Genomic DNA, 12,691 nt, shown 5'->3' with positions numbered 1-12,691 from the left:
GTCACGACCCCTTGAGACCGCGAGCACAATGACCCGACATTCCACCACCTTCTTAGCCAGTATTTCGGCATGTGTCGCCGCGATCCTGTGTCTTGCTCCGGGATTGGCCCGTGCAGATTGCGCGATCCTGCTGCACGGTCTGGCGCGCAGCGAAATCTCGCTGGCGGTTATGGGGCAGGTGCTGGAGGCGCGCGGCGTCAAGGTCGTGACACCCGGGTACCCGTCAACCGACAAACCGGTGGCGGTGCTTGCCGCGGAGACGCTGCCGGATGCGGTCGGGCAATGTGCGGAGCAGATATCACAAGGCGAGCAGATCCACTTTATCACCCATTCGATGGGCGGCATCCTGCTGCGCCACTGGTTGCGGGAAAACCGGCCGGAGGCGCTGGGGCGGGTGGTGATGCTGGCCCCTCCCAACCACGGCAGCGAATTGGTGGACGAACTGGGCGACTGGGAGGTCTTTGGCCTGTTGAACGGGCCTGCGGGGCTGCAGCTGGGAACCGGCGAGGACAGCCTGCCCAACCAGCTGCCTGCTGCCAGTTTCCCGGTTGGGATCATCGCCGGGCGCTTCTCGCTCAACCCGGTGTTTTCGGCCATCATTCCGGGGCCGGATGACGGCAAGGTGTCGGTGCTGAGCACATATCTGGAGGGCATGGCGGATCACATCGTGTTGCCCGTGACCCATACTTTCATGATGAATAATCCGCAGGTTATAGCGCAGGCGTTGCATTTCCTCGACAGGGGGCGCTTTGACCCCGATCTGACATGGTTTGAGTCCATCACGGGTGAAATAGAGGAGGCCTGTGCCGGTGGTCGGTGCAGCGCCGATGGGGATCAGCTGCAAGGGGAGGCTCGGCCATGAGCACGCTTGAACTTACATTGACCGGTGCAGATGTACTGCGCCCGGACGGGATGGAGCGCGGTGGCGTGCTGGCGCTGGCAGCAGGTCGGATCCAGGCCGAGCGGGCGGGGCGGCAGATTGACCTGACCGGATATCGGATCCTTCCGGGGATCGTTGACTGTCACGGCGATGGGTTCGAACGTCACCTCGCGCCCCGGCGCGGTGCCATGAAACAGATGCTCGAAGGGGTGATCGCCGCAGAGGCAGAACTGGCGGCAAACGGCATCACAACCGGTGTTCTTGCCCAGTTCTACTCCTGGGAGGGGGGGCTGCGCGGTCCCGACTTTGCAGATCAGGTCTTTGAAGGGATCAAATCCGCAAAACCCCGTGTCGTTACCGATCTGATTCCGCAGCTGCGGTTTGAAATCCACCTGCTAGAGGCCTACGATGATCTGCCGTCACAGATCGCGGGGTGGCAGGTCCCCTATGTCGTCTTCAACGATCACCTACCTCATGACCGGCTTGCGCAAGGAAAAAAGCCCCCCCGGTTGACCGGCCAGGCGCTCAAGGCAGGGCGTAATCCGGAGGTTCACTGGCAGATGTTGCAGCAGATGCATGCCCGCAGACCCGAAGTGCCCGCGGCGCTGGATCAGCTGGCCGCAAAGCTTCAGGCCGCAGGCGTCTGTTTGGGCAGCCATGATGACCATACAGCGGATGACCGCATCACCTGGCGCCACCGCGGCGCGCGGATCTCCGAGTTTCCCGAAACAATGGAGGCCGCAGAGGCCGCGACATCAGCGGGCGACCCTGTCATCCTCGGCTCACCCAATGTGGTGCGCGGAGGCTCACACAAGGGCAATGCCTCGGCGCTTGATCTGATCGCCATGGGGCTCTGCGATGCGCTCGCCTCCGACTATCACTACCCCAGTCCGCGCCGGGCGGCTCTGATGCTTGAGAAAACCGGTGTTCTGGATTTTGCCTCAGCCTGGAGGCTGGTGTCAGCAGGCCCGGCGCGTATCCTCGGGCTGGAGGATCGCGGAGAGCTAAGGCCCGGACAACGCGCCGATCTCGTGATCCTTGAAGCCCAGGGTGGTGTTGCAGCCACGCTCTCGGGCGGCAGGGTCAGCTATATGAACGGCGATGTGGCAGGCCGCTTTCTGGTCTGACAGATCCGCCGCGTCGCCGGGAGGGGAGCGCCGCGCATCAGGCCGGATGGCCCTCTTTGCGGCGCGTAAAACCGGCGGGGCCGCTTTTACTGCCCTGCCGCCATCTTTTGGCTCAAAATATCCCGGGGTTTGGGGCAGAGCCCCAATTAGTCAGGTCTGTGGCAGCTGCACCCGGTTCACATGGCCCATCTTGCGGCCCGGCTTGGCTTCGGTCTTGCCGTAGAGATGGATGGCGCAGCGGGTTTCCTGAGCCAGCTCAGGGATCCGGTCCACATCGGCACCGATCAGGTTCTCCATCACCACATCGCTGTGGCGCTGCCCATCGCCAAGGCTCCAGCCAACAATTGCGCGGATGTGTTGTTCAAACTGATCCACGGCGCAGCCATTCTGCGTCCAATGGCCGGAATTATGCACCCGGGGAGCGATTTCATTCACGATCAACCCCTGTGGCGTGACAAAGAGTTCGACCCCGAGGACGCCCACATATTCCAGCGCGTTCAGGATCTTGCCTGCCATCAGGACCGCGTCCATACGCTGTCCGGCGCTGAGGCGCGCGGGCACTGTCGTTGTATGAAGAATGCCGTCGCGGTGAACGTTCTCACCGGGATCAAAACAGGCGATCTCGCCGCTGACGCCGCGCGCGGCGATCACTGAAATCTCATGGCTGAAGGTGACAAACCCTTCCAGGATCGAAGGGGCGCCTGCCATCTCGCTCAGCGCGGTGGCTGCGTCTTCAGGCGCCTTGATCCGGGCCTGCCCCTTGCCGTCATAACCGAAGCGGCGTGTTTTCAGGATCGAAGGGGTGCCGATTGTTGCCAGCGCCGCGTCTAGGCTGGCCTGATCGGAAATATCGGCAAAAGCTGCGGTGCTCAGGCCGAGATCCTGCAGAAAGGTCTTTTCGGTCAACCGGTCCTGGCTGATCCGCAGGGCCTCACGGCCGGGGCGGATGGGCTTGTGCTGTTCCAGCAGGTCCAGCGCCGACGTCGGGATGTTCTCGAACTCATAGGTGATCACGTCAACAGAGGCGGCAAAGCCTGCCAGCGCGTCCGCGTCCTCATAGCTCGCGGTTGTCACCTTATGGGCGACATCTGCGGCCGGGGGATTTGCACTCGGCTCGAAGATATGCGTGCGAAAGCCGAGACGGGAGGCGGCGACCGACAACATGCGGCCCAGCTGGCCACCACCGAGAATGCCGATGGTGGCGCCTGTGTTCAAACGATCAGTCATCAACCGGTTCCTCTGGGATCGAAGCGGAAAGAGCCGCGCGCCAGTCGTCGAGACGCCGGGCAAGTTCGGGATCCTGCAAGGCCAGAATTCCGGCGGCCATCAATCCGGCATTTGCTGCACCGGCGGCGCCGATGGCCATGGTCGCAACCGGGAAGCCCTTGGGCATCTGCACGATGGAATAAAGCGAATCAACACCGGAGAGGGCGCGGGTCTGAACCGGCACACCAACCACCGGAATGCGGGTTTTCGACGCGACCATACCGGGGAGGTGGGCGGCCCCGCCGGCGCCTGCGATGATCACCTGCAGACCACGTTCGGCTGCAGATTTGCCGTAGCTCCACAGCCGGTCCGGGGTGCGATGGGCCGAGACGATCTTGGCCTCATAAGGCACGCCCAGTTCGTCGAGGAGGGTGGCGGCTTCTTTCATGGTTGGCCAGTCGGACTGACTGCCCATGATGATGCCCACTTTGATGTCGGCGGTATGCTCTGGCATAGGCTCGGATCCTGTCATGCCGCGGGCCTGCGAACCCGCTGGGTTGGAGGAAGCGCGCACTATAGAGAACCCTGTGCATCGCGCAATGCGGCATTGGAGCTGTCGGGCGCGTTGGCTGGATGGGGGATCAGGCGATGATATCCGGTGTCAGCCGGTCTTCGATCAAGGCAATCTTGTCTTTCAGGATCAGCTTCTGCTTCTTCAATCGCTGAATGGTCAGCTGATCGCTGGTCCCGCGCTCTTGCAGGGCCACGATTGCTTCGTCCAGATCGCGGTGTTGCCTGCGAAATACCTCCAGCTCCACCTGTAAAACATCGTCGGTTTTCATGGAGATATCGGTTGGTGCGTTCATTGGCGACTCGTCGGCTGGCGGGTTAATCTTTGGCGAATATTACGCTTTTAGAGGCTTTTGCGCCAGCGCCGCGGTGCCTTGGGCTTGTGAAAACAGATAAAACATCCATATTCTTAGGGAAGCGGTCGCCATAATGGGGCCGTCACCATACGTCGCTTTAGAATCAAGGACGAAACCCGTGTCTAAACTCACACTTGGCTCGTATCCGCATATGTTGGGATTTGAGCAGCTGGAACGCCTGTTGGAACGCTCGGCCAAATCCGGGAACGAGGGCTATCCTCCCTATAATATCGAACAAACCTCAGATCATTCCTATCGCATCACGCTGGCGGTGGCCGGCTTCGGCGAGGCGGATCTGGCGATCACCGTCGAGGACCGTCAACTGGTCATCCGGGGACGCCAGAGCGATGACAGCGATGGCCGGGTGTTTTTGCACCGGGGCATTGCCGCGCGGCAGTTTCAGCGCATGTTTGTGCTGGCGGATGGGGTCGAGGTGGGGGAGGCCATTATGGAAAATGGCCTCTTGCATGTCGACCTGACCCGATCGCGGCCCGAAACCGTGGTTCAGACGATCAATATCAAGAAGGGGTAAGACAGATGCATACAGCCTATCAGTTCAACGATGCCGACAGCCGCATTGTCTATGTCAAGGCGGTTGATGTCGCGGATCTCCCTGCGGAGGTTCAGGCCGGTGCCGCCGGGCGCAGCCACCTCTATGCGGTGCATGATGCCGCTGGTGAACAGCTGGCCCTGGTCAGCGACCGGAAAATGGCCTTTGTTCTGGCGCGGCAGCATGATTATGCGCCGGTGCCGGTGCACTAATAGATATTGCCGCACGGCGTGAGCAACGCCCGCGCAGGTGATTGCAAGCGGATCGGGCGCCATATCCATGGCGCCCTTTTTGTTGGGTGGGTGACAGCTGCGGCGGGGCTCTCGGGCTGTCCGGCAGGCGCTGCGCGCAGGTGCAATCAAAGGGGCAGGCGGCAACTCCGGACCCAAATCCGCTTGCGATGCCGCGTGCGGCGTGATCTTGCTGACGCAGGACCGTGATCACGCCGGGGAGGGTACATTGCGATACGATTTTGACTGGGTAGATGCCTTTTCGGGCCGGGCCTTTGGTGGCAACGGCTGCGCGGTGGTCCATGGCGGCGCCGGGCTGAGCGATGAGATCTGCATGGCCTATGTGCGCGAGACCTCGCTGGTGGAATGCACCTTCACCGGCCCGTCACAGGTTGCCGATGTGCGGGTGCGCTATTTCCTCGCCAGCCGCGAGATCCCTTTTGCAGGCCATCCGACCATTGCCACCGTGGCAGCCTTGCGCGACCGTGGCCTGATGGAGGGCGATGCGATCACGCTGGAGACCGGAGCCGGTCTGGTGCGGGTGAGCATGGCGAATGATCTCATTGAAATGACCCAGATCGCGCCAGAATTCGGCGCCTTTGCCGATCCGCAGCTGGTCGCGGCGGCGGTTTCGCTGCCGGTGGAGGCGATTGTTGGCCGACCGCAGCGGGTGTCGACCGGATTGCCGTTCTGTATCACGGTGTTGCGGGACCGTGCCGCGCTTGAGGCCGCGACGCTGGATGTGCCGGCGCTGGCCCGGCTGGGGGCGGCAATGGGTGCCGACGGAATCGACATGATGGAACCGTTTCTGGTGACCTTGAGCGGTGCCACCGCCGAGGGGGACACATTCTCGCGGCTGCTGATGGCCCCGCCGAGCCCGCCGGAGGATCCATTTACCGGCTCGGCGACCGGCGCCATGGCCGCCTATCTGTGGCACCATGGTCTGATGGAGCCCGACCGTTTCATTGCCGAGCAGGGACATGGCCTTGGCCGTCCCGGTCAGGCTGTGGTGACGCGGGTTGGCCCGGCGGATGCGATTGAGGGCGTGCGGGTGGCGGGCCGGGGCTATGTTCTGATGCGCGGCACCGTAGATCTGCCAGACCTCGGCTGACAGAGGGCGGACTGTGACGCGCGAGCCTGCCATTGCGGTGGTGCCCTATGGGGCAAAGCTGAACCGGGCCTTTGCCAATCGCGAGCTTGCAGGCCTGCACTGGCCGTTCGGTTGCCCCGGCGATCTGATCGGCGGGCGGGTCTCGGATCTTGCAGCGCAAGACCATCTGATTGTCTGGGCAAAAACCGGAATGCACCTGCCGGGGCGCTGGCCCTGTCGGGCGGGGATCTCCATGATGGTGATGGAGCCCAAAATCATGTCGTCGTTGCACCACCGGCTGCTGCCCTGGACCTGGCGGCGGTTCTTTCGGGTGTTCAGCTATAATGAGGACTTGCTGGCGGGCATTGGCAACGGGCTTTTCCTGCCCTTCGGCACCACATGGGTGCCTGAGTGGCAGGAGCTGGCGATAGAAAAACGTGCCGATCTTTCGATCATCGCCTCAGCCAAGCGGAACCATCCGGGCCACAAGCTGCGCCATGACGTGGTCGAACATCTGAGGCGCAGCACGCCCGAGGTGGCCATCCTCGGGCGTGGATACCAGCCGTTTGAGACAAAATCCGACGGGCTGGCGCCCTACCGCTATAGTGTGGTGATCGAGAATGTCCGCGAACGGAATTATTTTTCGGAGAAGCTCATCGACGCGGTTCTCTGCGAAACGGTGCCGATCTATTGGGGCTGCCCGAATATCAGCGATTTCTTTGATCCTGCCGGAATGATGATCTGCTCGACCGGCGAAGAGATACGCGCGGCCATCGCGATGATATCGCAGGATGATTACACGGCGCGGCTGCCGACGCTCAGGGCGCTTAAGCCGGAGGCTGCGCGATATGGCAGTATTGAGCGCCGCGCGGCGGAGGCGCTTCGGGCCAGCCTTTAACCCCATGTTTGAGTCGAAAAAGGCCGCCCGATCGGGCGGCCTTCTGTCAGTCTTGCGGGTGGATCAGCCTGCGATCAGCCCCATGTTCTCCAGCTTCAGCAGAACCTGATGGGCGCAGTTGTCGACGTCGACATTCTCGGTCTCGACACGCAGCTCCGGATCAACGGGGACATCATAGGGATCGGAAATCCCTGTGAATTCCTTGATCTTTCCTTCACGAGCCAACTTGTAGAGACCCTTGCGGTCGCGGCGCTCGCATTCCTCGATCGAGGTCGCAACATGCACCTCCAGGAAAGCACCGAACTGCTCCACATCCTCACGCACGGCGCGGCGGGTAGTGGCATAAGGCGCGATCGGCGCGCAGATGGCGATGCCGCCGTTCTTGGTGATCTCGGAGGCCACATAGCCGATGCGGCGGATGTTGAGGTCGCGGTGCTCTTTCGAGAAGCCCAGTTCGGAGCTGAGGTTTTTCCGCACGATGTCGCCATCGAGCAGGGTCACCGGACGGCCACCCATTTCCATCAGCTTGACCATCAGAGCATTTGCAATGGTGGATTTGCCGGAGCCGGAGAACCCGGTGAAGAATACGGTGAAGCCCTGCTTGGAACGTGGCGGCTTGGTCTTGCGCAGCTCATTCACAACCTCGGGGAAGGAGAACCACTCGGGGATCTCCAGGCCTTCTTGCAGGCGACGGCGCAGTTCGGTGCCGGAGATGTTCAGGATGGTGACATTGTCGCGATCTTCAATCTCGTCGTTGGGTTCGTATTGGGCGCGTTCCTGCACATAGACCATGTGTTTGAAGTCGACCATTTCGATGCCGATTTCTTCCTGATGCTCGCGGAACAGATCCTGCGCATCATAAGGGCCGTAGAAATCTTCACCGGCGGAGTTCTTGCCGGGGCCTGCGTGATCGCGACCAACGATGAAATGGGTGCAGCCGTGGTTTTTGCGGATCAGCCCGTGCCAGACCGCCTCGCGCGGGCCGGCCATACGCATTGCCAGGTTCAAGAGCGACATGGATGTGGTGGCCGCCGGATACTTGTCCAGCACCGCCTCATAGCAGCGTACGCGGGTGAAATGATCGACGTCGCCCGGTTTGGTCATGCCGACAACCGGGTGGATCAACAGGTTGGCCTGGGCCTCGCGCGCAGCGCGGAAGGTCAGTTCCTGATGTGCCCGGTGCAGCGGGTTGCGGGTCTGGAAGGCCACGATGCGGCGCCAGCCCAGTTTGCGGAAATAGGCGCGCAGCTCGTTCGGAGTGTCGCGACGTCCGCGGAAATCATAGTGGACGGGCTGCTGGATGCCGGTCACCGGGCCGCCCAGATAGATCTTGCCTGCGGTGTTATGCAGGTAGTTGACCGCCGGATGGGCGTCGTCATCGGCGCCGAACACCTTTTCGGCTTCGCGCGATTTGTTCGGCTCCCAGCGATCGGTCACGGTCATGGTGCCAAGGATGACACCTTCCTGATCGCGCAGGGCGATGTCTTCGCCGATTTCCAGCGATGCGGCAAAATCCTCGGACACATCCAGCGTGATCGGCATCGGCCAGAGGGTGCCGTCCGCAAGGCGCATGTTTTCGACAACGCCGTTGTAGTCTGCTTCGCTCAGAAACCCTTTCAGCGGGTTGAAGCCGCCGTTCATCAGCAGCTCCAGATCGCAGATCTGGCGCGGGCTCAGGTCATGGCTCTTCAGCTCTGCGGCCTCGACCTTCAGCTTTTGGGCGGAGTCATAGGAGACATAAAGCTCCGGGATGGGGGCAAGATTATTCTGCATCAACTTGGTCCTGTACTTGAAGGGGACGAGGCCACTGGTGGTCCCAGTGAGTTCAGCGTGAAGCGCGTCGTATTCGGCGAACTTGCGGGCGAGAAACTGATCGGTGAGCCGGATTTTTTCGGCAGCACCTCGGGTGGTAAGCGCATAGGCGAAGCGTTGACGTTTGTCGGGACCTGCGCGATGGCTGACCTTGACAAGACCGGCTTCTGCGGCTGCGCGTAGATGTGCATTGAGCCGCCCAAGTGATATCCCTACAGCCGTCGCCGTGGCCCGCTGCGAGGCGTCTGGCGCCTTGTCGAGCTGGCTGAGGATACGAAAGAGCAGGTCTTCGTCCTCATGGCTGAGTGGTGTGGATCGGGATGGCATCGGGTCGACTCAAAGTGTGTTCACGGGTGAACGCATGTCATGCTTTGCAGTCGCAGCAAAGTCAAAACCCTTTTGAGTTTCGTGAAAAAGACCGCCGTTCCCCTATTGCAACGCAAGCGGAACGGGCGGTCTGTTGTCTCCGGCGGGCCGGGACAGGGGTCTGGCAGTCGGGGCCGCCTTGGGCTCAATCCTCGGCAAATCCCCAGCCGTCTGGCCGAAACCCATGGTCAAGTGCAGTCCGGGTTGCGACCTCTTCGACCATCCAGATCGCTGCTGCGGACAGGATCTGTTCGGGCATCGTCGCGATCAATGTGGCGGGATCATCGCCCTCGGCCTCTGCCCATTGGGTATAAAAGCCCAGATCGGCCAGTGCCTCGGCAAGGGGCATCCAGTCCTTGGCCTCTTCAGCGACAAAGAACAGATCAAGATCCGCCTCAAACGGCAGGTCACCCTCGGCCTGCAAATCGGAGAAGGCCGAGAATGTCTCGGCCTTCTGGGTGTCGAAATCATGCGCCACCGCGCTCACTCCTGCTCTGCGAGGAAGCGTTCGGCATCCAGCGCCGCCATGCAGCCCATGCCTGCGGAGGTCACCGCCTGACGATATTTGTGATCGGTCAGGTCACCAGCGGCAAAAATGCCGGGGATGGAGGTTTCGGTGGTGCCGGGCGTTACCTTCACATAGCCGCCATTGTGGGTTTCCAGCACGTCCTTGACCAATTCATTGGCAGGCGCATGGCCGATGGCGACAAAGACGCCCTTGCAGGGGATTTCGGTGATTTCGCCGGTCTTCACGTTCTTCACCCGCACGCCCTCGACGCCCAGCGGGTTCTCGGTGCCGATCACCTCTTCCAGCTGGTGGAACCACAGCGGCTCAATCTTCTCGTTCTTCATCAGGCGGTCTTGCAGAATTTTCTCTGCGCGCAGCTCGTCGCGGCGGTGGATCAGCGTCACCTTGGAGGCAAAATTGGTCAGGAACAGCGCCTCTTCCACAGCGGTATTGCCGCCGCCGATCACCACAATCTCCTGGCCGCGATAGAAGAAACCATCGCAGGTCGCGCAGGCGGAGACGCCAAAGCCCTTGAACTTCTCCTCGGACGGCAGGCCGAGCCATTTGGCGCGCGCGCCGGTTGCCAGAATGACCGCATCGGCGGTGTAGACGGTGCCGCTGTCACCCTTGGCCACGAATGGGCGCGAGGTGGTGTCGAGATCGGTGATGATGTCCCCGATGATCTCGCAGCCCATCGTCTTGGCGTGCTCCTGCATCCGCACCATCAGATCCGGGCCCTGAACCTCGGTGTCGCCAGGCCAGTTCTCTACCTCGGTAGTCGTGGTCAGCTGGCCGCCCGGCTCAATGCCCTGAACCAGAATCGGCTCCAGCATGGCGCGGCTGGCGTAGACGCCGGCGGTGTAGCCTGCCGGGCCGGACCCGATGATCAGAACCTTGGTGTGGCGCGTGTCGCTCATCTCATTTCCCCAGTCGATGAAAGGGCGGTCTTGCCGCCGTCAGGCAATGCATATAACTGCACCCGGCGATGTCTTAAAGCCCCGGCTTCAGCGATGTCGGATGCCCCCGGTTTTGATGCCTGGGCTAAGATGCTGAGGTCTCATCTTATCAACGGCAAATATTGTTGCGCGCGCCTGAAATAATATTGCGTGCGCTACGGATGCTGGTATAACAAACGGAAAATTCAACAGGAGCTTCCAGATGGTCACAACACGCCTTGATCCGATTGATCGCAAGATTTTGTCGGAGTTGCAGGCCGACGGTCGTATGACCAATGTTGAACTGGCCAAGCGTGTGGGTATTTCCGCACCGCCGTGCCTGCGCCGGGTGCGCTCGCTTGAGGAGGCCGGGCTGATCCGCGGATACCATGCCGAGGTCAACGCACGCGAATTGGGGTTCGAAGTGCAGGTCTTTGCCATGGTGGGGCTGGAGAGCCAGGCCGAGGCCGAGCTGAGCGCCTTTGAAGCGAAATGCCGCGACTGGCCGCTGGTGCGCGAGTGCCACATGCTGAACGGCGAGGTGGATTTCATCCTGAAATGCGTCGCGCCCGATCTCAGCACCTTCCAGAGCTTTCTGACCGGCGATCTGCTGACGACGCCGAATGTGGCCAGCGTCAAGACGTCGCTGGTGATCCGGGGGGCCAAGGACGAACCCGGCGTTCCCTTTGATGTGCTGGAGCAACGGCTCGCGCGCGAAGCCTGAGGGGCAGAGCCTCGCAGAAATCGGTCAGGCCAGTCTGATCAGAAAAAGCGCCTCGCAATGCGGGCGCTTTTTTCGTTTGGGGCGACCGCCGCAGCGGTCGGCGGACCCGGCTTAGTTCATATCGGGATCTTGCAGCAGGATCCGGGGATAGGCCAGCGGGCCGAAGCCTGCGATCGATTCGACATGCGAAAACAGGTTCAGATAGAGCGTGCGGATGGCGTGGCTCACCAGTTTCAGGGCCTCCGGGCCGGGGTGATAGGTTTCGAATGGCAGACCGCCGACACTGATCGCCGCATGGCGCGGCAGGCACAGATGAAAGAGGTCCACGGCGGTCGGGGGCGCGGTTTCGAAAATACTCATCCCGTCATGATATTGCTGCACCGGAACCAGCGAGGCGGCATTGTCCAGCTTGATCCCCGGCAGAGGTGCCCGTTGCAACAGCCGCGCGGCGGGGCCTGCGACAACCGTCGACATCGGCTTTGCCTCGCCAAGGCTATCGGCGGTAAAGCTGGTCAGCCGGTGGCTGCGACCGTGCTGCCCGCTGCGCGATGGGACAAGGCTGGTGCTGCCTTTCCACAACAGGGGGAGGGGATCGCCATCAAAGGTGATCAGCTCATCGCCCGGCAGCAGATCCTCGATTGCAATGGGCCCCTGCGTGGTCTCGATCAGGGATCCGCGGCAAAAGGCGGTAAAGGCGTCTTCGAACAATGGCAGCGACGGTGCGACATGGCGTGTCTCGGCGATCTGGCCGTTTGGCAGCAGGCTACAGACATCGTAACGGCGCAGCTGTGGCCGCGTCCCGCCGCGCTGGGCAGCAGGGTCCTGTAGCAGAGCATTGGCTTCGACCGCATTGGCAGCTGCGCGTCGCAGCGACTGGGGTATGGTCATGGCGAACGTGCCTCTCTCATGACTGTACTTGCATCAACCCCGGCAGCGCGATGAGCAGAAGGCGCGCCGGAATCGCTTGGTCCCTGTCGGGCGCTCCGGTCGCAATACGCGCGGTCCGGGGCAATGCGCCCAATCGGGCAGGTAAATGCGGCGGTCCTGTCTTGGGCAGAGGCCGCCGCCGGAGGTGATCACCGGTGGACGGTGTCAGGCGGGTATTCCCGGCCCCGTCGTGAGAGCGGGCCGTCGAGATTGCAGGGACGCCTCTTCAATGATCTCAGGCGCTCTTGGCCTGGGCCGGGCGCCGGAGAGTCTCGCGACGCCGCTCAATCGCGATCTGCCGGGTGGCGCCACGCGTCCAGGGTAGGCGCACCTCTTCGGTCTTGGCGGCAGCTACAATGGATTTGATGAAGCGCGATTTTGGTTTCATGAGGCGTCTCCTGTAGGAGCGGGGCAGCATTCTGCGGCCCGCGCTTTAGTCCCGTCTTTTGTCGCCTGCCAATGCGCCGGGAATGTGGCCGATCTGTGGAAATCACAGGAACGCCGCAGTGATC

The 12,691-nt window shown here is 61.9% G+C and carries 15 protein-coding genes; 7 read left to right on the top strand and 8 right to left on the bottom strand.

Features of this window, described 5'->3' with window-relative positions; genetic code table 11:
• Nucleotides 1-28 precede the first annotated feature (28 nt).
• Nucleotides 29-862, top strand: a complete 834-nt coding sequence (locus VWY34_RS17900; protein ID WP_416544193.1) for an esterase/lipase family protein — start codon at nucleotides 29-31, stop codon at nucleotides 860-862.
• A complete protein-coding gene (locus VWY34_RS17895; protein WP_416544192.1) occupies nucleotides 859-2,007 on the top strand; it encodes an alpha-D-ribose 1-methylphosphonate 5-triphosphate diphosphatase in 1,149 nt (382 codons plus the stop codon). The genes VWY34_RS17900 and VWY34_RS17895 overlap by 4 nt, the downstream gene beginning before the upstream one ends.
• A gap of 150 nt (nucleotides 2,008-2,157) precedes the next feature.
• On the opposite strand, the gene VWY34_RS17890 is transcribed toward VWY34_RS17895, so the two are convergent.
• The 3 genes from VWY34_RS17890 to VWY34_RS17880 all read right to left on the bottom strand — a co-directional run bounded on the left by VWY34_RS17890 (nucleotide 2,158) and on the right by VWY34_RS17880 (nucleotide 4,079).
• Nucleotides 2,158-3,234: a 5-(carboxyamino)imidazole ribonucleotide synthase gene (locus tag VWY34_RS17890; RefSeq protein WP_416544191.1), complete on the bottom strand. Its 1,077-nt coding sequence runs from the start codon at nucleotides 3,232-3,234 to the stop codon at nucleotides 2,158-2,160.
• A complete protein-coding gene (gene purE / locus VWY34_RS17885; RefSeq protein ID WP_416544190.1) occupies nucleotides 3,227-3,727 on the bottom strand; it encodes a 5-(carboxyamino)imidazole ribonucleotide mutase in 501 nt (166 codons plus the stop codon). The genes VWY34_RS17890 and purE overlap by 8 nt, the downstream gene beginning before the upstream one ends.
• Before the next feature lie 127 nt (nucleotides 3,728-3,854).
• Nucleotides 3,855-4,079 (bottom strand): YdcH family protein, encoded by a 225-nt coding sequence (locus VWY34_RS17880; RefSeq protein WP_340546229.1) that lies wholly within the window; start codon nucleotides 4,077-4,079, stop codon nucleotides 3,855-3,857.
• Nucleotides 4,080-4,257: 178 nt separating this feature from the next.
• On the opposite strand from VWY34_RS17880, the gene VWY34_RS17875 reads away from it, so the two are divergent.
• The 4 genes from VWY34_RS17875 to VWY34_RS17860 all read left to right on the top strand — a co-directional run bounded on the left by VWY34_RS17875 (nucleotide 4,258) and on the right by VWY34_RS17860 (nucleotide 6,907).
• Nucleotides 4,258-4,671 carry an Hsp20 family protein gene (locus VWY34_RS17875; RefSeq protein WP_072505182.1) on the top strand — a complete coding sequence of 138 codons (414 nt, stop codon included), beginning with the start codon at nucleotides 4,258-4,260 and terminating at the stop codon, nucleotides 4,669-4,671.
• 5 nt (nucleotides 4,672-4,676) lie between these two features.
• The gene (locus VWY34_RS17870) at nucleotides 4,677-4,901 is read left to right on the top strand and encodes a DUF1150 family protein (protein ID WP_340546228.1); all 225 of its coding nucleotides are present in this window, start codon (nucleotides 4,677-4,679) and stop codon (nucleotides 4,899-4,901) included.
• A 247-nt stretch (nucleotides 4,902-5,148) separates the two neighbouring features.
• The gene (locus VWY34_RS17865; protein ID WP_416544209.1) at nucleotides 5,149-6,030 is read left to right on the top strand and encodes a PhzF family phenazine biosynthesis protein; all 882 of its coding nucleotides are present in this window, start codon (nucleotides 5,149-5,151) and stop codon (nucleotides 6,028-6,030) included.
• A gap of 13 nt (nucleotides 6,031-6,043) precedes the next feature.
• Nucleotides 6,044-6,907, top strand: a complete 864-nt coding sequence (locus tag VWY34_RS17860) for a hypothetical protein (protein ID WP_416544189.1) — start codon at nucleotides 6,044-6,046, stop codon at nucleotides 6,905-6,907.
• A gap of 63 nt (nucleotides 6,908-6,970) precedes the next feature.
• On the opposite strand, the gene VWY34_RS17855 is transcribed toward VWY34_RS17860, so the two are convergent.
• From VWY34_RS17855 to trxB, 3 genes are all read right to left on the bottom strand, one after another.
• The gene (locus tag VWY34_RS17855) at nucleotides 6,971-9,046 is read right to left on the bottom strand and encodes a bifunctional sulfate adenylyltransferase/adenylylsulfate kinase (RefSeq protein WP_340546225.1); all 2,076 of its coding nucleotides are present in this window, start codon (nucleotides 9,044-9,046) and stop codon (nucleotides 6,971-6,973) included.
• A gap of 184 nt (nucleotides 9,047-9,230) precedes the next feature.
• Nucleotides 9,231-9,563, bottom strand: a complete 333-nt coding sequence (locus VWY34_RS17850) for a ribonuclease E inhibitor RraB (RefSeq protein ID WP_340546224.1) — start codon at nucleotides 9,561-9,563, stop codon at nucleotides 9,231-9,233.
• A 5-nt stretch (nucleotides 9,564-9,568) separates the two neighbouring features.
• Complete coding sequence (gene trxB, locus VWY34_RS17845; protein WP_416541300.1) at nucleotides 9,569-10,510, bottom strand: thioredoxin-disulfide reductase; 942 nt, start codon at nucleotides 10,508-10,510, stop codon at nucleotides 9,569-9,571.
• 241 nt (nucleotides 10,511-10,751) lie between these two features.
• Between trxB and VWY34_RS17840 the strand changes: the two genes are divergently transcribed.
• The gene (locus tag VWY34_RS17840; RefSeq protein ID WP_340546222.1) at nucleotides 10,752-11,252 is read left to right on the top strand and encodes an Lrp/AsnC family transcriptional regulator; all 501 of its coding nucleotides are present in this window, start codon (nucleotides 10,752-10,754) and stop codon (nucleotides 11,250-11,252) included.
• A gap of 111 nt (nucleotides 11,253-11,363) precedes the next feature.
• On the opposite strand, the gene VWY34_RS17835 is transcribed toward VWY34_RS17840, so the two are convergent.
• Together VWY34_RS17835 and VWY34_RS17830 are read right to left on the bottom strand one after the other, a co-directional pair.
• Nucleotides 11,364-12,140 (bottom strand): Hint domain-containing protein, encoded by a 777-nt coding sequence (locus VWY34_RS17835; RefSeq protein ID WP_416535008.1) that lies wholly within the window; start codon nucleotides 12,138-12,140, stop codon nucleotides 11,364-11,366.
• Nucleotides 12,141-12,414: 274 nt separating this feature from the next.
• Entirely contained in the window at nucleotides 12,415-12,567 is a 153-nt protein-coding gene (locus VWY34_RS17830; RefSeq protein ID WP_340546220.1) for a hypothetical protein, read from the bottom strand.
• Between the last annotated feature and the right edge of the window lie 124 nt (nucleotides 12,568-12,691).

The sequence above is a fragment of the Phaeobacter sp. JH20_02 genome (genome assembly GCF_048056915.1).
In the GTDB taxonomy this organism is placed as follows: Bacteria; Pseudomonadota; Alphaproteobacteria; order Rhodobacterales; family Rhodobacteraceae; genus Phaeobacter; species Phaeobacter bryozoorum.
The sequence above is the reverse complement of the archived record's forward strand: the minus strand, read 5'-3'. Positions and strand labels throughout refer to the sequence as shown.